This is a genomic window from Trabulsiella odontotermitis (genome assembly GCF_001297775.1).
Lineage (GTDB): Bacteria > Pseudomonadota > Gammaproteobacteria > Enterobacterales > Enterobacteriaceae > Trabulsiella > Trabulsiella odontotermitis.
This window is the reverse complement of record NZ_LIFX01000003.1, coordinates 13,206-32,368: the sequence shown is the minus strand read 5'-3', so window position 1 is coordinate 32,368 and position 19,163 is coordinate 13,206. Positions and strand designations below refer to the sequence as shown.

The window sequence follows — 19,163 nt, the reverse complement described above, 5'->3', positions numbered from 1 at the left end:
ACAGAATAGTTTAACGCGTTTTCCGCCCTTACTTTACAGTAATATTAAACTGTGCGGCGCTGATCCAGCAAAAAACCCTTTGATGTGCAAGGTTTTCAGTTTTTTCCGTAACGCTACGCAGAACCGTAAAACGGCACAAATGGCCTGTTGAAAGCGCTTGCATTAGGCACTGTCTCTTTTACCATTAGTCATTATTCAAGCGTTAAGCAATTCAGGACATTATTATGGCTTTTACTCCGTTTCCTCCGCGCCAGCCTTCCGCCTCCGCACGTCTGCCGCTGACGCTGATTACCCTTGATGACTGGGCGCTGGCGACGATCACCGGCGCGGACAGCCAGAAATACCTGCAGGGTCAGGTTACTGCTGATGTCGATCACATGACGGAAAGCCAGCACCTGCTGGCCGCGCACTGTGACGGAAAAGGCAAAATGTGGAGTAATCTGCGCCTGTTCCGTTCCGGTGAAGGTTTTACGTGGATCGAGCGCCGCAGCCTGCGTGACACCCAACTGACTGAGCTGAAGAAATACGCCGTTTTCTCTAAAGTCGTGATTGCCCCGGATGATGAACGCGTTCTGTTGGGCGTGGCAGGGTTCCAGGCCCGCGCGGCGCTGGCAAATCTGTTTTCAGCACTGCCGGACGCCGATAGTCAGGTCATCCGGGACGGCGACACCACCGTGCTGTGGTTCGAACAGCCTGCCGAACGTTTCCTGTTGGTCACCGATGCCGCTACGGCACAGCGCGTCACTGACGCCCTGCGCGGTGAAGCGCAGCTCAACAACAGCCCACAATGGCTGGCGCTGGACATCGAAGCCGGGCTACCGGTTATTGACAGCGCCAACAGCGGCCAGTTTATCCCGCAAGCGACGAACCTGCAGGCACTGGGCGGCATCAGCTTTAAGAAAGGTTGCTACACCGGGCAGGAGATGGTTGCCCGGGCGAAATTCCGCGGCGCTAACAAGCGTGCAATGTGGTATCTGGCGGGCACAGCCAGCCGCGTACCGGAAGCGGGTGAAGATCTTGAACTGAAGATGGGTGAAAACTGGCGCCGCACCGGTACCGTGCTCGCCGCGGTTCAACTCGACGACGGACGTTTACTGGCGCAGGTAGTGATGAACAATGACATGGAGCCGGACAGCGTGTTCCGTGTGCGTGACGATGCCAACACGTTAAGCATCGAGCCGCTGCCTTATTCGCTCGAAGAGTAAATCGCCGGGTGGCGGCTTCGCCTTACCCGTCCTGCTGATTTTGTATGTGGGGCAATTACGGTGACACCTGCCCCACATACAAATAAATTGCCAGGAAATGGCAGATACTGCCGCCGAGCACGAATCCGTGCCAGATAGCATGATTGTACGGGATGCGTTTACTGACGTAAAAAATCACCCCCAGCGAATAGACCACCCCGCCGACCGCCAGCAGCGTCACGCCGCCAACCGCCAGCTTAGTCGCCAGTTGATAAACCACGATCAGCGACAGCCACCCCATCGTCAGATAGGTGATTAACGACAGCACCTTAAAGCGGTGCGCGATAGTCAGTTTGAAGAGGATCCCCAGCAGCGCCAGGCTCCAGATAACAATCATCAGACCACGCGCCAGCGGTGAATCGAGACCCACCAACAAGAACGGCGTGTAGGTACCGGCAATCAACAAATAGATGGCGCAGTGGTCGAATTTTTTCAGCCAGATTTTTGCCCGCTGATGCGGAATGGCGTGGTATAGCGTTGAGGCGAGAAACAGCAGGATCATGCTGCCGCCGTACAGGCTGTAGCTGGTTATCGCCATCGCGCTGGCTTTCGCATCAACCGCCTGCACCAGCAGCAACACCAGACCGACGATGCCAAACACCAGCCCGATACCATGGCTGATGCTGTTGGCAATTTCCTCTGCCAGTGAGTAACCCTGTGTGATTAATGGTTTGCGAACCATGATGAGCTCCGGGAAAACGAATCTACTTTTAACACCTACATAGCGTAACTGAGAATAATTCCAGTGAACACCTGTTAGCTAAAATAAAACCGTTATCATTTGTAACCACTATAAAATCATAATGTTACAATCAGATTTCAACGCACACACGTTCCTTTTTCTTAAAACGTTTAATTTCAACGACATAAAAAAAGCCGGGTAACCTTTACGATTACCCGGCTCACAGTCAGTACGTCGTAATTACTGGTATTCGCTCATCGGTACGCAGGAGCAGAACAGATTGCGGTCGCCGTAAACATCGTCCAGACGTTTTACCGTCGGCCAGTATTTGTTGGCGAAACCTGCCGGGAACACCGCCTGCTCGCGGGTGTAACCGTGATCCCACTCGGCTACCAGTTCGCGCTGAATGTGCGGCGCGTTAACCAGCGGGTTATCTTCCAGCGTCCACTCGCCCTGTTTCACGCGATCGATTTCGCTGCGAATGGCCAGCATCGCGTCGATAAAGCGGTCCAGTTCGATTTTGCTTTCTGATTCCGTCGGCTCCACCATCAGCGTTCCCGCGACCGGGAAAGACATGGTCGGCGCGTGGAAACCGTAGTCGATCAGGCGCTTGGCGATATCCAGTTCGCTGATGCCGGTCTCTTCTTTCAGCGGACGAATATCAAGGATACACTCGTGCGCCACGCGACCATCACGACCGGTGTACAGCACCGGGAACGCGTCTTTCAGGCGGCTGGCGATGTAGTTGGCGTTGAGGATCGCCATCTGGCTCGCCTGCTTCAGCCCTTCCGCGCCCATCATGCGGATGTACATCCAACTGATCGGCAGAATCGAGGCGCTACCGAACGGTGCGGCAGAAACCGCGCCCTGACGGGTCAGCATGCCTTCAATCTGCACCACGCTGTGGCCTGGAACAAACGGTGCAAGGTGCGATTTCACGCCGATCGGCCCCATACCCGGGCCGCCACCGCCGTGCGGAATGCAGAAGGTTTTGTGCAGGTTCAGGTGCGAGACGTCCGCGCCGATGAAGCCTGGCGAGGTGATGCCCACCTGGGCGTTCATGTTTGCGCCATCGAGGTACACCTGACCACCGAACTGATGCACGATCTCGCACACTTCACGGATGGTCTCTTCGTACACCCCGTGGGTGGACGGGTAGGTCACCATGATGCAGGAGAGGTTTTCACCCGCTTGCTCCGCTTTCGCGCGCAGATCCGCCAGATCGATGTTGCCGTTTTTATCGCAGGCCACGACCACCACCTGCATGCCCGCCATTTGCGCGGAAGCCGGGTTGGTGCCGTGCGCTGAGCTTGGGATCAGACAGATGTCGCGATGCCCCTCGTTACGGCTTTCGTGATAATGGCGAATCGCCAGCAAACCTGCGTATTCGCCCTGTGCGCCGGAGTTCGGCTGCATGCAAATCGCGTCGTAACCGGTCAGTTTCACCAGCCAGTCTGACAACTGGCTAATCATCTGCTGGTAGCCTTCCGCCTGCTCCGTTGGACAGAACGGGTGCAGTTCGGCAAATTCCGGCCAGGTGATCGGTAACATTTCGGCGGCGGCGTTGAGCTTCATGGTGCAGGAGCCCAGCGGGATCATCGCCTGGTTCAGCGCCAGATCTTTACGCTCCAGCGAATGCATGTAGCGCATCATCTCGGTTTCGCTGTGATAGCGGTTAAACACCGGATGCGTCAGGATCGCATCGTTGCGCAGCATCGCTTCCGGAATCGAGCGGCTGTCGTGCGCCACGTCTTTATCCAGCGCGTCGATATCCAGACCGTGGTTATCGCCGAGAATGACGCTGAACAATGTCTGAATGTCTTCGCGGGTGGTGGTTTCGTCGAGCGTGATGCCTACCGCGCCGACGATGTCGCTGCGCAGGTTGATTTCAGCGGCTTCCGCACGGGCCAGCACCGCAGCCTTGTCGGCCACTTCCACACACAGGGTGTCAAAGAAGTGGGCAAAACGCAGTTTCTGACCTTTCTGTCGCAGGCCCGCGGCCAGAATGTCGGCCAGCCGATGAATGCGACCCGCAATGCGCTTCAGCCCTGCCGGACCATGGAACACGGCGTACAGGCTGGCGATGTTAGCCAGCAGTACCTGAGAGGTACAAATGTTGGAGTTCGCTTTCTCGCGGCGGATGTGCTGCTCGCGGGTCTGCATCGCCATGCGCAGCGCGGTGTTGCCGGCAGCATCTTTCGACACGCCGATAATACGGCCTGGCATAGAGCGTTTGAATTCGTCTTTTGCAGCAAAGAAGGCCGCATGCGGACCACCGTAGCCCATCGGCACGCCGAAACGCTGGGCGGAGCCGAACACAATGTCCGCGCCCTGTTTTCCCGGCGCAGTCAGCAGCACCAGCGCCATCAGGTCGGCAGCGACACTGACCACCACTTTGCGGGATTTCAGCTCCGCAATCAGCGCGCTGTAATCGTGAACTTCCCCGGTCGTACCGACCTGCTGCAACAGCACGCCAAATACATCCTGGTGATCCAGCACTTTGTCGGCATCATCAACAATCACGTCGAAACCAAAGGTTTCCGCGCGGGTACGCACCACGTCCAGTGTCTGCGGGTGCACGTCGGCGGCAACGAAAAAGCGGTTGGCGTTTTTCAGTTTACTGACGCGTTTGGCCATCGCCATCGCTTCTGCCGCGGCGGTGGCTTCATCGAGCAGCGAGGCGGAAGCGATATCCAGCCCGGTCAGATCCAGCGTGACCTGCTGGAAGTTGAGCAGCGCTTCCAGGCGGCCCTGCGACACTTCCGGCTGATACGGGGTGTAGGCGGTATACCAGCCCGGATTCTCCAGCATATTACGCAGGATCACCGGCGGCAGTTGTACTGCGGTGTAGCCCATGCCGATGTAAGACTTAAAGCGCTTGTTGCGACCGGCGATGGCTTTCAGTTCTGCCAGCGCCGCGAATTCGGTTGTCGACTCACCCACCTGCGGCGGCGTGGCGAGCTGGATGTCTTTTGGCACGATCTGGCTGATGAGATCGTTTAACGAGTCGGCGCCAACGGTTTTCAGCATTTCCTGCTGTTGCTGAGGATCCGGGCCAATGTGACGTTCAATAAATGCGCCGCGGTTTTCAAGCTGGCCTAAAGTCTGTGTCATGAGCGATGGTCCTGAAACGTGCAGTGAATCGTAATTGTCTGTAACAGAATTGCCCGGTGGCGCTGACGCTTACCGGGCCTACGTTCGTGCAGTAGGCCGGATAAACGCAGTGCCATCCGGCAAGAAAAGGTGTTACTCGTCTTCCAGTAAAGCTTCGTACGCGGTGGCGTCCAGCAGATCGGCAATCTGGGATTCGTCGCTGGCTTTGATTTTGAAAATCCAGCCTGCGGTATACGGCTCGCTGTTCACCAGTTCCGGCGCGTCGTTCAGCTCGTCGTTAACGGCAATGATTTCACCGCTGATCGGCGCATAGATGTCAGATGCCGCTTTGACCGATTCGGCCACGGCGCAGTCATCGCCCGCGTCAACCGTCTTGCCGACGTCCGGCAGGTCGACGAAAACCATATCGCCCAGCAGTTCCTGCGCATGTTCGGTGATACCAACGGTGTAGGTGCCATCCGCTTCTTTACGCAGCCATTCGTGTTCTTTGCTGTATTTCAGTTCTGCAGGTACATTGCTCATTCACATTTCTCCAGAAAAAATAAGGGATTACACAACAGCTTTACCATTGCGTACAAAAACAGGTTTCGTCACTTTGACCGGCATTTCGCGGTTACGAATTTGCACCACGGCGGTGTCGCCAATGCCCTGCGGCACGCGAGCCAGCGCAATACTGTAGCCCAGCGTTGGTGAGAAAGTGCCGCTGGTGATCACGCCTTCTTGCTGATTGCCCTGAGTGTCGGTAAAGCGTACCGGCAGTTCGCCGCGCAGCACGCCTTTCTCAGTCATTACCAGACCGACCAGTTGTTCGGTGCCTTTTTCACGCTGTGCTTCCAGCGCTTCACGACCGATGAAGTCGCGATCAGCCGGTTCCCAGGCGATGGTCCAGCCCATGTTGGCGGCCAGCGGAGAGACGCCTTCGTCCATCTCCTGACCGTATAAATTCATACCGGCTTCCAGACGCAGCGTATCGCGCGCGCCAAGACCACACGGCTTCACGCCTGCTTCCACCAGCGCACGCCAGAAATCTGCGGCTTTCTCATTCGGCATGGCAATTTCATAACCCGCTTCACCGGTGTAGCCGGTGGTGGCGATGAACAGATCGCCCGCCTGCACGCCAAAGAACGGCTTCATGCCCTCAACGGCTTTACGTTGTTCGTCGTTAAACAGGCTGGCGGCTTTCGCCTTCGCGTTCGGCCCTTGCACGGCGATCAGCGACAGATCATCACGCACGGTGATGTCGATAGCGTAAGGTTCAGCGTGTTGGGTGATCCAGGCGAGGTCTTTTTCGCGGGTCGCGGAGTTAACAACAAGGCGGAAAAAATCTTCCGTAAAGAAGTAAACGATCAGGTCATCAATGACGCCAGCGGAGGCATTGAGCATGCCGGTGTACAGCGCTTTGCCGGGGGTAGTGAGTTTGGCGACGTCGTTCGCCAGCAGGTGGCGCAGAAATTCCCGGGTCCGGCTGCCGTGAAAATCGACGATGGTCATGTGGGATACATCGAACATACCGGCATCGTTACGTACGGCGTGGTGCTCGTCAATCTGGGAGCCGTAGTGCAGCGGCATCATCCAGCCATGGAAATCCACCATGCGGGCGCCACACTGCGTGTGTTGATCATATAAAGGCGTCTGTTGAACCATCTTTTCCTCGTTGAATAAGCAAGGTCAGCCTGCTTCTACGGTGTATTTTTTCACCGCAAAACCCGTCGTCGACGCCACTCCCGCGCATCGACGCAAACGTTCTCTTTCACCCGAAGTTACCACTGAACCCAGTGGTAAACCATAAGGTAAAACGGGTCATCACATTAGCTTATGACCAAAATGAGCGAAAAACTCTACAGAGTTATCCACTGGGAAAATGCGATTAGTGCCACATAAAATTAACATTTAGCGTCTGACACAAGGACAAGCTGACAGTTTATGCGGAAATGCGGGCCAAATTCGCGCAGCGTAAAATTTGCCGCATTACAAAAACTAATGCGAAAAAAAGCGTCAAATTAGATTATTTCAAACGAGGGAGAAATGTCCCGGCGCGATGGCCGGGGAGAGAAGTGTGACGGAGTTAACGTAACCAGTCCGGGAGATCGTTCAACCCCATCGCCTGGCGAATCAGCTGTGGTTTGACGCCGGGAAGGGTGTCGGCCAGTTTAAGGCCGATATCGCGCAACAGTTTCTTCGCCGGATTCTCGCCCGCGAACAGTTCGCGGAAACCCTGCATCCCCGCCAGCATCAGCGCGGCGCTGTGCTTACGGCTGCGCTCATAGCGGCGCAGATAAAAATGCTGCCCCACGTCTTTGCCTTCACGATGTAACCGCTTCAGCTCATCAATCAGTTCCGCCGCATCCATAAAGCCGAGGTTAACCCCCTGCCCGGCCAGCGGATGGATGGTGTGCGCCGCGTCGCCGACCAGCGCCAGGCGATGCGCCGCAAACTGGCGGGCATAACGTCCGGTCAACGGGAACACCAGCCTCTCGCTTTCCAGCTGGCATAATCCCAGACGGTTATCGAAGGCGATCGACAGTGCCTGATTGAATTCCGCTTCACTCGCCTGCTGCATGCGCTCTGCATCCTGCGGCGACAACGACCAGACGATCGAACATAAATGCGGATCGCGCAGCGGCAGGAACGCCAGAATGCCTTCGCCGTGGAAAATCTGCCGGGCGATGGCCTGATGCGGCTCTGCCGTGCGGATCGTGGCGACCAGCGCGTGATGACGATAATCCCAGGACGCCAGCGGAATGTCAGCGTTGTTGCGTAACCAGGAGTTCGCGCCATCCGCGCCCACTACCAGCCGTGCCGTCAGCATGCTGGCGTCTTTCAGGGTAATAAAGGCTTCGTTTTCACCCCATGCCACCTGCTTCACTTCAGCGGGCGCCAGCAGAGTGACATCGCTGCACTGCTGCGCTTTTTGCCACAGAGCATGGTGAATGACCGTGTTTTCAATGATATGCCCGAGATGGGTAAAGCCCATGCTTTCATCATCAAACTCAATGCGACCAAAGCTGTCTTTGTCCCACACTTCCATGCCGTGATAGCGACTGACTCGCGTCGCCTGAATGGTCGACCACACGCCCAAGTGTGAAAGCAACTTTTCGCTGGCGGCATTAATGGCGGAGACGCGCAGCGCAGGCGGCGCATCGGCGTTCAACGGCTGCGGCGCATTCTGTTCCAACACCGCCACGCGCAGGCCACTGCCCTGTAAACCACAGGCGACTGCCAGCCCGACCATGCCACCGCCGACGATAGCAACATCAACACTTTGCACTTTATGACTCCTTATCTCGCCACCATGCCAAGGGTACGCTGAGCCAGCGCATCACGCGCCGGGGTGAATAATTCCATCGCCATCAGCCCGATATTTCGCCCGACCACCAGCGGCGCCCAGCGATTGGCAAACAGATGCACTAACCCGTCGGTGACGCCAATGGTGGCCGATTTGTCTTCGCCACGCCGCGTCTGATAGCGGCAAAGCAGTGAATAATCGCCCGGATCGGCGGATGGCGCGACCATTTCCGCCAGCGTCATCACGTCGCGCAAACCGAGGTTGAACCCCTGCCCCGCGATGGGGTGCAGCGTCTGCGCGGCGTTTCCGACCAGCGCGAGACGGTGCGAAATGGCGCGATCTGCCGTCGTGAGTGTGAGCGGATAACCGGTGCGCTGCCCGGCGTGGGTGATTCGCCCCAGTCGCCAGCCAAACGCGCTCTGTAATTCATCGCAGAAACGGGTGTCTGACCAGCCGAGCACCTCGTCGCGTTTGTCGAGCGAATGGCACCACACCAGGGAACAGCGGCCTTCGGACATCGGCAGCATGGCGAGTGGACCCGATGCGGTAAAGCGTTCAAAAGCGCGACCGTCATGGGCGAGCGCGGTATTGACGTTGGCGATCACCGCCAGTTGTTCGTAGGGTTGCTGTTGCCAGTGAATGCCGCACTGCTCGCCCAGCGCCGACCGTGAACCATCGGCAGCGACCAGCAGTTTTCCCTGCAGAGTTTCGCCGGTATCAAGCGTCACGCTCACGCCCGTTTCGCTGCGGGTAAACTGCTCAACGCGTGCCGGGCAGTGCAACGTGACGCCGCGCGCTTTGCGCAGCAGGGCAAACAGCCGCAGCCCGACATCATGCAGTTCGACCACCTGGCCAAGCGCCGGAAGGGAGTAATCCGCCGCATCCAGCGTGACGAAACCCGCGTGCCCGCGATCACTGACATGAACAGTGTTGATCGCCGTGGCGCAATCGCGCAGCGCCTGCCAGATACCTACTCGATCCAGTTGCTGACAGGTACCAGCCGCCAGCGCAATCGCGCGGGCGTCAAAACCCGGGTGCTGCTGGCTTTCCGGGGTGACCGCTTCCACCAGATGCACCGGCATGTTGCCGCCGCTGAGCTGTGAGATTGCCAGCGCCAGCGTGGCACCGTTCATTCCACCGCCAACAATGATGATGCTCATGATTTTCTCGCCGCCGCCATTAGCGCCTCGATGTCATCGGCTTTTTTGATCACACTGGCGGTCAGATTCTCATTGCCATTTTCGGTTATCACGATGTCATCCTCGATACGAATGCCAATACCGCGATACTCCGCCGGGACGTCAGCGTCCGGCGCGATATACAACCCCGGTTCAACGGTCAGCACCATGCCGGGCTCCAGCAGCCGTGAGCGATCAGTGCCGTAGACACCCACATCGTGAACGTCCAGTCCCAGCCAGTGGCTCAGGCCGTGCATGAAGAATTTGCGGTGCGCGTTTTCAGTGATCAGCGTCTCGACATCGCCTTTGAGAATACCCAGTTTCACCAGTCCGCGGATCATGATGCGCACCACTTCGCCGGTCACTTCCTGCATGGAAGTCCCCGGGCGGTAGAGCGTCAGCGCCGTCTCCAGCGATTCCAGGACAATGTCGTAAATCGCCCGCTGGGCAGGCGTAAATTTGCCGTTTACCGGGAACGTACGGGTGATATCGCCTGCGTAACCTTTGTATTCGCAACCGGCGTCAATCAGCACCAGATCGCCATCGCGCAGCTCCGATTCGTTTTCGGTGTAGTGGAGAATGCAGCCATTGTCGCCGCCGCCCACGATGGTGTTGTAGGACGGGTAACGCGCGCCGTGGCGGGTAAATTCGTGGTGAATCTCGCCTTCCAGCTGATATTCGAACATTCCCGGGCGGCATTTTTCCATCGCCCGACGATGGGCCAGCGCGGTGATCTCTCCTGCGCGACGCATCACGGCAATCTCTTCTGGCGACTTGAACAGTCGCATTTCATGCACCAGCGGACGCCAGTCGATGACAGACGCCGGGGCGCTCAGATTCTGGCGTGAGCCTTTGCGGAGTTTATCAAGCGCGGTGAAGACGATGCCGTCCGCATACGCGTATTCGCCCTGGGCGTGGTAAATCGCGTCCAGGCCGTTCAGCAGTTGATACAGGTGCTGATTGATTTCGCTGAACGCCAGCGCGCGGTCAACACCGAGTTTTGCCGGAGCCGCGTCCTGGCCAAGACGACGACCAAACCAGATTTCAGCGGTGAGGTCGCGTACGCGATTGAACAGCACGCTGTGGTTGTGGGTGTCATCACTTTTAATCAGCACCAGTACCGCTTCCGGCTCGTTGAAACCGGTGAAATACCAGAAATCGCTGCTCTGACGGTACGGATATTCGCTGTCCGCGCTGCGCGTCGCTTCCGGCGCGGCGAAAATCAGCGCCGCGCTGCCCGGCTGCATTTGCGCTAACAATGCCTGACGGCGGCGATCAAACTCTTGCTGTGTCATGACAACCTCCTGGGCATGGTGTGTTAGTGCAGTGTGGGTTTACGAACTTCCGGTGCGGTCGGTTGCGGATGCGTGAACGTGTCGTGGCACAGCAGCGCGGCAACACGGACATACTCCACAATCTCTTCGAGCGACATCTCCAGCTCTTCCTGGTCTTCATCTTCGTCGTAACCGAGCTGGGCAATGTTGCGCAGATCGTCAATCGCCTCGCCGGTCTCGCCTTTTATCTTATCGAGACGCGGCTGCGTGACGCCGAGACCCAGCAAAAAATGGTTAACCCATCCGGCCAGCGCATCGGCGCGATCGAACACCGACACGTCATCGCCATCAGGCAGATAAAGTTGAAAAAGGAAGCCTTCGTCTTCCAGCGCATCGCTGGTGGCGGAGTGTAAATTACGCAGCGCCTGTGACAGATCATGGCTGAACGCCAGACCTTCGTTGGTCAGATCATGGATGAGCGGCTGCCAGCTGCTGTCCTTGGTTCCGCCACAGAGTATCCCGCTGATGAGACCGTGCATTTCGGCGGGAGTCAGGCCCACTCCCTGTTGGTTCAGTAACTGGTTAACGTCGTTGTAACCAGGCATTTCGTTCTGTATAGACATGCGCATTCATCGTCGTTGGGAGGAATATCATGTTATGCTACCACTTTGGACCCTGGTGATACCAGAAAAGGGCTTGTATCATCACACCAGGGTAGCTATAGTGTCGCCCCTTCACAGACCCGGGTTTGGGTGTGAAGGCCGCGCAGTTAATTAGCAGGAAGGTGGCATGTCTGCACAACCCGTCGATATCCAAATTTTTGGCCGTTCACTGCGAGTGAATTGCCCGCCTGAACAAAGGGATGCCCTGAATCAGGCTGCGGACGATCTAAATCAGCGGTTGCACGATCTGAAAGAACGCACTAGAGTCACAAATACTGAACAGCTGGTTTTCATTGCCGCATTGAACATCAGCTATGAGTTAACGCAGGAAAAAGCAAAGACCCGTGACTACGCCGCCAGCATGGAGCAGCGTATTCGGATGCTACAACAGACCATTGAACAGGCATTGCTTGACCAGGGTCGCATAACCGAAAGAACGGGGCAAAAGTTTGAATAACACTTCATGGTTAACTGTGGTAGAGTGACCCTGAAGACAAAAATTTCTCTGAGATGTTCGCAAGCGGGCCAGTCCCCTGAGCCGATATTTGAAACAACAAGAATGCGACGCTCCATGGTCGGTGCGCATGCTCGGTTAGTCCGAGAAGCCTTAAGACTGTGACGACGTATTCACCTTGAACCACGGGTTCAAGGGTTACAGCCTGCGGCGGCATCTCGGAGATTCCCTCTCTTCTCAACGCCCATGACCCAACTTCCTGAAACACCCTTATCCAGACAAGACATTCGCCAGCACATCCGGCAACGTCGTCGCGCATTAACTTCACATCAGCAACAGCATTTCGCCCAACAGGCCGCCGCCCGCATGATGGCGTATTCGCCCGTGGTGATGGCGCACACTGTTGCGCTGTTTCTCTCTTTTGATGGCGAACTGGATACGCAACCACTGATTGAACAACTCTGGCGCGCCGGGAAACGCGTATACCTTCCGGTGCTCCATCCGTTCAGTCCGGGCAATCTGCTGTTCCTGCACTACCATCCGCACAGCGAACTGGTGGTCAATCGTCTGAAAATTCAGGAGCCGAAACTCGACGTGCGCGACGTGTTGCCCCTGAATCGTCTTGATGTGTTGATAACCCCACTGGTGGCGTTTGATGCCGAAGGCCAGCGCCTTGGTATGGGTGGTGGATTTTATGATCGCACGCTGCAACGCTGGCAGCAGCATGGCCTGCACCCGGTGGGTTACGCCCATGATTGTCAGCAGGTCGATGCCTTGCCGACGGCGCAGTGGGATATTCCCCTGCCCGCCGTCGTCACGCCGTCAAAACTGTGGCTGTGGCCTGGATCGTAAACGGCTAACTGCCGATTTTCCGCAATTGTCTGGTATGCCAGCCGCCGAGAAATAGCACCGTTGTCAGCGCACCCAGCAGCGCACAGAACATATCCGACTGTGTATCCCACGGGTCGCCCTGCGTTCCGAGGAAATCATCCGCTCCCTGCCCTAAAGCCAGCGCCGCCCACCACTCGATAAGCTCGTAGGTCGCGCTGATTGCCATCGCAATGCAGCACACCACAAACGCGAGCATTTTACGCCCCCGAACGTAGCCGCCACGAGTGAGGATTTCTCGTGCCGCCAGCGCGGGCACCAGCCCCTGGAAAAAGTGGCCGAGCTTGTCATACGGGTTGCGGCTTAGATCCAGCCATGCCTGTACGTCGAAACCAATCGGCACTTTGGCGTAGGTATACATTCCTCCCACCATCAAGATAATTGCGTGAAAGAAAATGAGCGTGTAGAGCAACGGCGTCAACGGATAGCGCACATGCGTGGCGAGCAACAACGGAACAATGATGATGACTGGCGTGACCTCCATCAACCATGTGAGGAGATCGTGCGTACCGAGGCCGGTCCAGATAAGGCTCAGAAGCAGGAGCAGCGCTCCGACAAAAAGTTGAGTTTTATTCATAAGTAGCAGGGACCCGCGACGGGGTCCCTTTTTTCTGTCAAAAAAGTAAACGTGCGCGGATGGTGCCCGGAATGGCCTTCATACTCTGCAACGCTTTTTCCGCCACGTCTTCATCGGCTTCGATGTCGATTACCACGTAGCCCATCTGCGGCGTGGTTTGCAGATACTGCGCCGCAATGTTCACGCCCTGCTCAGCGAAAATCTGGTTCAGCGCGGTCAGCACGCCCGGACGGTTTTCGTGGATGTGCAGCAGACGACGACCGCCATGCAGCGGCAAAGACACTTCCGGGAAGTTGACCGCTGACAGCGTGGAGCCATTGTCAGAGTACTTCGTCAGTTTGCCCGCGACTTCCAGACCGATGTTTTCCTGCGCTTCCTGGGTGGAGCCGCCGATGTGCGGCGTCAGGATCACGTTATCGAACTCGCTCAGCGGCGATACGAATGGATCGTTGTTGGTGGCAGGTTCCGTCGGGAAGACGTCAATCGCCGCTCCGGCCAGATGCTTGCTCGCCAGCGCCTCGCACAGCGCCGGAATGTCAACCACGGTGCCGCGTGCGGCGTTGATCAGCAGCGAGCCAGGTTTCATCAGCGCCAGCTCTTTTTGCCCCATCATGTTTTTGGTGGAGGCGTTTTCCGGCACGTGCAGCGTGACCACGTCGCTCATATTCAGCAGATCAGAGAGATGCTGAACCTGCGTGGCGTTACCCAGCGGCAGTTTGTTTTCAATGTCATAAAAGTAGACGTGCATTCCCAGCGATTCCGCCAGAATGCCCAGTTGCGTACCAATATGGCCGTAGCCGATGATGCCGAGTTTTTTCCCGCGCGCTTCAAAGCTACCGACGGCCTGTTTGTTCCACATGCCGCGATGCGCTTTCGCGTTCGCTTCCGGCACGCCGCGCAGCAGCAGCAGCAACTCGCCAATCACCAGTTCCGCCACGGAACGGGTATTCGAGAACGGCGCGTTAAACACCGGAATACCGCGTTTTGCCGCCGCGTTGAGATCAACCTGGTTGGTGCCGATACAGAAACAACCCACAGCGACCAGTTTTTCTGCCGCCTGGATAATCTCTTCCGTCAGGTGCGTACGGGATCGCAGGCCGATGAAATGCGCATCACGGATCGACGCTTTCAGTTGCTCGTTATCGAGCGCGCCTTTATGAAATTCGATATTGGTGTAACCAGCCGCACGCAGGCTGTCCAGCGCTTTCTGGTGCACCCCTTCGACCAACAGAAATTTAATCTTGTCTTTTTCCAGTGATACCTTAGCCATTTCCTCGTCCTGTCTTTTTCTTTCTGATGTTGCTTTGTGATGTTGTGTTGGACAAAAGTCCATCTAAGCAACATATCAAAAATAATTATCGCGGCAATATGAACGTTTGCGTCGGCAATTTGAAGAAATGTCATGCAGTCGGAAAAGGCAGGACAAAATGCTGGTGCTGAGAAATATGGCAGAACGATTAACAGACACGAAGGAAAAACGTGACACAAGTCACTAAAATAGCGCTGTGGAAATTTTTTTACGGGAGGACGTTTGCCTCCCGTCAGATCATTTCACGATGGTTTTAACGCCATCGGCGGTGCCGATCAACGCTACATCCGCGCCACGGTTGGCAAACAGCCCGACCGTCACCACGCCAGGAATGCCGTTAATGGCGTTTTCCAGCGCGACCGGGTCGAGGATTTCCAGGCCGTGCACATCGAGGATCACATTGCCGTTATCCGTTAACACACCCTGACGATATTCCGGGCGACCACCCAGTTTGACCAGCGCACGCGCGACGGCGCTACGGGCCATCGGGATCACTTCCACCGGCAGCGGGAAATTACCGAGGATCGCCACCTGTTTGGATGCATCGGCAATACAGATAAATTTATCCGCCACCGAGGCGATGATCTTTTCGCGGGTCAGCGCCGCGCCGCCGCCTTTGATCATCTGCATATGGTCGTTGATTTCGTCCGCGCCATCCACGTAGATGCCGAGTCTGTCCACTTCGTTGAGATCAAAAACGGTGATCCCGAGGCTTTTCAGCTTTTCGGTTGAAGCGTCCGAGCTGGAAACCGCGCCTTCAATCTGCCCTTTCATGGTGCCAAGCGCATCAATAAAATGCGCGGCCGTCGAGCCAGTGCCCACGCCCACGATAGTGCCCGGTTGTACGTACTGAAGGGCTGCCCAGCCTACTGCTTTTTTCAGTTCATCCTGCGTCATGATGTTACCCAAGGAGTGAGTGGTGCGCGCATTATAGATCATCAGCAAACGCCTTGTGATCTGCGAGGTCACCAATTTGGTCTGTATCAAAAACAAAATTATGTCATAGTGCAAGATAAAGACTTCACAGGAGTTAGCCAGATCCGATGAAACGACCTGACTACAGAACACTACAGGCGCTGGATGCCGTCATCCGGGAACGTGGCTTTGAGCGCGCAGCGCAGAAGCTGTGCATCACACAATCGGCTGTCTCTCAGCGCATTAAGCAGCTTGAAAATATGTTCGGGCAGCCGTTGCTGGTGCGCACCGTGCCGCCACGTCCGACCGAGCAGGGACAAAAGCTGCTGGCGCTGTTGCGTCAGGTCGAATTGCTGGAAGAGGAATGGCTGGGCGATGAGCAAATCGGCTCTACGCCGCTGCTGCTGTCGCTGGCGGTGAACGCCGACAGTCTGGCGACCTGGCTGCTGCCCGCGCTGGCGAGTGTACTGTCTGATTCGCCGATCCGCCTGAATCTGCAGGTGGAAGACGAAACCCGCACCCAGGAACGCCTGCGTCGGGGTGAGGTGGTGGGCGCGGTGAGTATTCAGCCGCAGGCGCTGCCGAGTTGTCTCGTCGATCAACTGGGCGCGCTGGACTATCTGTTTGTCGCCTCGAAGCCGTTTGCGCAACGCTATTTCCCGAACGGCGTAACGCGCTCAGCACTGCTGAAAGCGCCCGCCGTGGCGTTTGATCATCTCGACGATATGCATCAGGCGTTCCTGCAGCAGCATTTCGATCTGCCGCCGGGCAGCGTACCGTGCCACATCGTGAATTCATCGGAAGCCTTCGTGCAACTGGCGCGTCAGAGCACCACCTGCTGTATGATCCCGCATCTGCAGATCGAAAAAGAGCTGGCGAGCGGCGAGCTTATCGATCTGACACCCGGCCTGTTCCAGCGCCGGATGCTCTACTGGCACCGTTTTGCGCCTGAAAGCCGCATGATGCGTCGGGTCACCGATGCGCTGATCGATTACGGGCATAAGGTGTTGCGACAGGATTAAAAAAGGCCGGGATTCCCGGCCTTGTTCATTTCAGGGGTTTTATTGTGCTGCGGGCTGCTGCGTTGCAGTGGTTTCCCCGGCAGGCTCCAGTTGGAAGACCACATCCACCTGGTCGTCGAACTGGATTGTCGGCTGCTCGTAAGTTTCCTGAGCGGACACCGGCGCGGCATCGGCTTTCATCATCCGTACCATTGGGCTCGGTTGATAGTTGGAAACGTGGTAGCGGATGCTGTAAACCGGGCCCAGCTTGCCGTTAAAACCAGAGGCCAGTTGCTGCGCCTGATGCACCGCGTCATCAATTGCCGCTTTACGTGCTTTGTCTTTATAGGCTTCCGGTTGCGCAACGCCCAGCGATACGGAACGGATCTCGTTCAGCCCCGCTTTCAGCGCGCCATCCAGCAGCGCATTCAGCTTGTCGAGCTGGCGCAGCGTCACTTCGACGGTACGTACCGCACGGTAGCCTTTGAGAATGCTTTTGCCGTTCTGATAGTCGTAATCGGGTTGTGTCCGCAGGTTAGCGGAGTTGATATCCTTTTTCGCGACCCCGTTCTGTTCGAGGAAGGAGAGATATTGCGCAACACGGTCGTCAGCCTGCTTCTTCGCCGTTGCGGCGTCTTTTGCCGCAATGTTGACTTCAATCGCCAGGGTGGCGATGTCCGGCACTGCGTCTACGCTTGCCGTCCCTGAAGTGACGATGTGCGGGCCGTCCGGCAATTCAGTTGCCTGTACCGACATGCCACTTAAACCAATGAATGCCGCAAGGGCCATCACGTTGAACTTCACTGTCGTTCCTCCATGTTACGTTGTTCACCCAAAAACAGGGCGCATGCCAGCAAGCTTAGCGGCAGATAAACAAATGTCCATCAGATAAGCCTTAGTTGAACAGCGTATGAACGTGCGTAACACCTTCTTTTGCCAGTTGAAACGCGATGAACCACATTATCAGCCCGACCAGCATATTGATGATGCGCTGCGCTTTTGCCGTCCGCAGTCGTGGCGCCAGCCAGGCCGCCAGCAGCGCCAGTCCGAAGAACCACAGGAACGAGGCGCTGACAGTGCCCATCGCAAACCAGCGTCTGGGGATGGCCTCAAGCTGCCCGCCCAGGCTGCCCAGCACCACGAAGGTATCCAGATAGACGTGCGGATTGAGCCAGGTGACCGCCAGCATGGTGGCAATAATCTTCCAGCGCCCCTGCTTCATCACCTCCGCGCTGGCCAGTTCAAGGTTGCTGCTCATCGCGGTTCTCAGCGCGCCAAAACCGTACCACAGCAGAAACGCCACGCCACCCCAGGTGACCAGCGCCAGCAGCCAGGGCGACTGCATCAGCAACGCGCTGCCGCCAAAAATACCGGCGCAAATCAGCAGCAGATCGCTCAGTGCGCAGAGCAATGCAATCATGATGTGGTACTGGCGGCGGATCCCCTGGTTCATCACAAATGCGTTTTGCGGGCCGAGCGGCAGGATCATGGCAGCGCCAAGAGCAAGCCCTTGAAAATAATAAGATAACACGACAGTTTTCTCGTTCTGTTCAGTATGGATGCAAACTATATCGCGAGAACATCATTAGCGGAAATTGATAATATTAATCAGCAATAAGCATTGCTAATAGTAGCGGGTAAGAAAAAGGCCGGATGTCCGGCCTTTATGTCATTACTCTGCGGTGTCCTTTTTCGGACGTTTGAAATTCACGTCCATTTGCGGATACGGGAAGCTGATACCGTTGGCATCGAAGTCACGTTTGATGCGCTCCAGCACGTCCCAGTAAACCTCCTGCAGATCGCTGCTCTTGCTCCACGCGCGGATCACAAAATTCACCGACGACGCGCCCAGTTCATTCAGGCGCACCGTTCTTTCACGATCTTTGAGAATGCGATCGTCAGACTCAAGGATCTGCTGCACCAGTTGTTTAACCTGATCGATATCCGAGTCATATGCCACGCCAATAATGAACTCATTACGGCGCACCGGCTCGCGGGAGAAGTTGATTATGTTACCGGCAATGATTTTCCCGTTCGGGATCACCACGATTTTGCCGTCCACCGTGCGCATGGTAGTAGAGAAAATCTGCACGTTCAGCACTGTGCCCGCCACGCCGCCGAGATCGACATATTCCCCCGCGCGGAACGGACGGAACATCACCAGCAGCACGCCCGCTGCGAGGTTAGACAGTGACCCCTGCAACGCCAGACCCACGGCCAGACCCGCGGCACCGAGCACCGCGATCACCGAAGCGGTTTGCACCCCGACGCGTCCCAGCGCGGCAATCAGCGTGAAGGCGATAATTGCATAGCGTGCCAGCGCGGAGAGAAAGTCTGCGACCGTGGCATCAATTTTACGCGACACCATCAGGCGATTAACGGTGTTGGAGATAATCCGCGCTGCAATCATACCGACGATAATAATCGCCAGCGCCGCGACGATGTTGACAGCATAACTCAGCAGCAGCGCCTGGTTGCGCACCAGCCAGGAACCCGCATTATTGATGCTGTCGACAACATTTAAATCTTCCATTTACTCTTCCTTTAAAATAACCATGTAAACATCAATGAGATCGTGA

Annotated in this window: 18 protein-coding genes and 1 other RNA gene; 5 read left to right on the top strand and 14 right to left on the bottom strand. The window is 56.5% G+C overall.

Annotated features, from left to right (window positions below; genetic code table 11):
- The first annotated feature begins 224 nt into the window (after nt 1-224).
- Nucleotides 225-1,205, top strand: coding sequence for a tRNA-modifying protein YgfZ (gene ygfZ, locus AOY23_RS03700; RefSeq protein WP_054177490.1), 981 nt, complete (start codon nt 225-227; stop codon nt 1,203-1,205).
- A gap of 55 nt (nt 1,206-1,260) precedes the next feature.
- Here ygfZ and trhA read toward each other — a convergent pair whose 3' ends face one another.
- The 8 genes from trhA to AOY23_RS03660 all read right to left on the bottom strand — a co-directional run bounded on the left by trhA (nt 1,261) and on the right by AOY23_RS03660 (nt 11,401).
- A complete protein-coding gene (gene trhA, locus AOY23_RS03695; RefSeq protein WP_054177489.1) occupies nt 1,261-1,926 on the bottom strand; it encodes a PAQR family membrane homeostasis protein TrhA in 666 nt (221 codons plus the stop codon).
- A gap of 240 nt (nt 1,927-2,166) precedes the next feature.
- On the bottom strand, nt 2,167-5,040 hold the full coding sequence (gcvP, locus tag AOY23_RS03690) for an aminomethyl-transferring glycine dehydrogenase (RefSeq protein WP_054177488.1): 2,874 nt from the start codon (nt 5,038-5,040) through the stop codon (nt 2,167-2,169).
- A 132-nt stretch (nt 5,041-5,172) separates the two neighbouring features.
- Complete coding sequence (gcvH, locus tag AOY23_RS03685) at nt 5,173-5,562, bottom strand: glycine cleavage system protein GcvH (protein ID WP_054177487.1); 390 nt, start codon at nt 5,560-5,562, stop codon at nt 5,173-5,175.
- A gap of 27 nt (nt 5,563-5,589) precedes the next feature.
- Nucleotides 5,590-6,684, bottom strand: coding sequence for a glycine cleavage system aminomethyltransferase GcvT (gene gcvT, locus AOY23_RS03680; protein WP_054177486.1), 1,095 nt, complete (start codon nt 6,682-6,684; stop codon nt 5,590-5,592).
- 421 nt (nt 6,685-7,105) lie between these two features.
- Nucleotides 7,106-8,308: an FAD-dependent 2-octaprenylphenol hydroxylase gene (gene ubiI, locus AOY23_RS03675; RefSeq protein ID WP_054177485.1), complete on the bottom strand. Its 1,203-nt coding sequence runs from the start codon at nt 8,306-8,308 to the stop codon at nt 7,106-7,108.
- A gap of 11 nt (nt 8,309-8,319) precedes the next feature.
- Nucleotides 8,320-9,486: a 2-octaprenyl-6-methoxyphenyl hydroxylase gene (ubiH, locus tag AOY23_RS03670; RefSeq protein WP_054177484.1), complete on the bottom strand. Its 1,167-nt coding sequence runs from the start codon at nt 9,484-9,486 to the stop codon at nt 8,320-8,322.
- Nucleotides 9,483-10,799 carry a Xaa-Pro aminopeptidase gene (gene pepP / locus AOY23_RS03665; protein WP_054177483.1) on the bottom strand — a complete coding sequence of 439 codons (1,317 nt, stop codon included), beginning with the start codon at nt 10,797-10,799 and terminating at the stop codon, nt 9,483-9,485. Before pepP ends, ubiH begins: the two co-directional genes overlap by 4 nt.
- A gap of 23 nt (nt 10,800-10,822) precedes the next feature.
- Nucleotides 10,823-11,401 carry a YecA/YgfB family protein gene (locus AOY23_RS03660; RefSeq protein WP_152958380.1) on the bottom strand — a complete coding sequence of 193 codons (579 nt, stop codon included), beginning with the start codon at nt 11,399-11,401 and terminating at the stop codon, nt 10,823-10,825.
- 166 nt (nt 11,402-11,567) lie between these two features.
- On the opposite strand from AOY23_RS03660, the gene zapA reads away from it, so the two are divergent.
- The 3 genes from zapA to AOY23_RS03650 all read left to right on the top strand — a co-directional run bounded on the left by zapA (nt 11,568) and on the right by AOY23_RS03650 (nt 12,746).
- Complete coding sequence (gene zapA, locus AOY23_RS03655; RefSeq protein WP_038158105.1) at nt 11,568-11,897, top strand: cell division protein ZapA; 330 nt, start codon at nt 11,568-11,570, stop codon at nt 11,895-11,897.
- A 42-nt stretch (nt 11,898-11,939) separates the two neighbouring features.
- A non-coding RNA gene (gene ssrS, locus AOY23_RS21500) (6S RNA) lies at nt 11,940-12,123 on the top strand.
- A gap of 17 nt (nt 12,124-12,140) precedes the next feature.
- Entirely contained in the window at nt 12,141-12,746 is a 606-nt protein-coding gene (locus AOY23_RS03650; protein ID WP_054177481.1) for a 5-formyltetrahydrofolate cyclo-ligase, read from the top strand.
- 4 nt (nt 12,747-12,750) lie between these two features.
- Here the strand turns inward: AOY23_RS03650 and AOY23_RS03645 are convergent, their stop codons facing one another.
- From AOY23_RS03645 to rpiA, 3 genes are all read right to left on the bottom strand, one after another.
- Nucleotides 12,751-13,359, bottom strand: a complete 609-nt coding sequence (locus AOY23_RS03645; RefSeq protein ID WP_054177480.1) for a DUF2238 domain-containing protein — start codon at nt 13,357-13,359, stop codon at nt 12,751-12,753.
- Between the two features lie 37 nt (nt 13,360-13,396).
- Entirely contained in the window at nt 13,397-14,629 is a 1,233-nt protein-coding gene (serA, locus tag AOY23_RS03640) for a phosphoglycerate dehydrogenase (RefSeq protein WP_054177479.1), read from the bottom strand.
- A 276-nt stretch (nt 14,630-14,905) separates the two neighbouring features.
- A complete protein-coding gene (gene rpiA / locus AOY23_RS03635) occupies nt 14,906-15,565 on the bottom strand; it encodes a ribose-5-phosphate isomerase RpiA (RefSeq protein ID WP_038158141.1) in 660 nt (219 codons plus the stop codon).
- A gap of 146 nt (nt 15,566-15,711) precedes the next feature.
- Here rpiA and argP point away from each other — a divergent pair, with 146 nt between their 5' ends.
- On the top strand, nt 15,712-16,605 hold the full coding sequence (gene argP, locus AOY23_RS03630) for a DNA-binding transcriptional regulator ArgP (RefSeq protein WP_054177478.1): 894 nt from the start codon (nt 15,712-15,714) through the stop codon (nt 16,603-16,605).
- Between the two features lie 39 nt (nt 16,606-16,644).
- On the opposite strand, the gene AOY23_RS03625 is transcribed toward argP, so the two are convergent.
- From AOY23_RS03625 to AOY23_RS03615, 3 genes are all read right to left on the bottom strand, one after another.
- Nucleotides 16,645-17,388, bottom strand: coding sequence for an oxidative stress defense protein (locus AOY23_RS03625; protein WP_054177477.1), 744 nt, complete (start codon nt 17,386-17,388; stop codon nt 16,645-16,647).
- Between the two features lie 91 nt (nt 17,389-17,479).
- On the bottom strand, nt 17,480-18,115 hold the full coding sequence (gene argO, locus AOY23_RS03620) for an arginine exporter ArgO (protein WP_054177476.1): 636 nt from the start codon (nt 18,113-18,115) through the stop codon (nt 17,480-17,482).
- A 141-nt stretch (nt 18,116-18,256) separates the two neighbouring features.
- Nucleotides 18,257-19,117 carry a small-conductance mechanosensitive channel MscS gene (locus AOY23_RS03615; protein WP_054177475.1) on the bottom strand — a complete coding sequence of 287 codons (861 nt, stop codon included), beginning with the start codon at nt 19,115-19,117 and terminating at the stop codon, nt 18,257-18,259.
- Nucleotides 19,118-19,163: the final 46 nt, after the last annotated feature.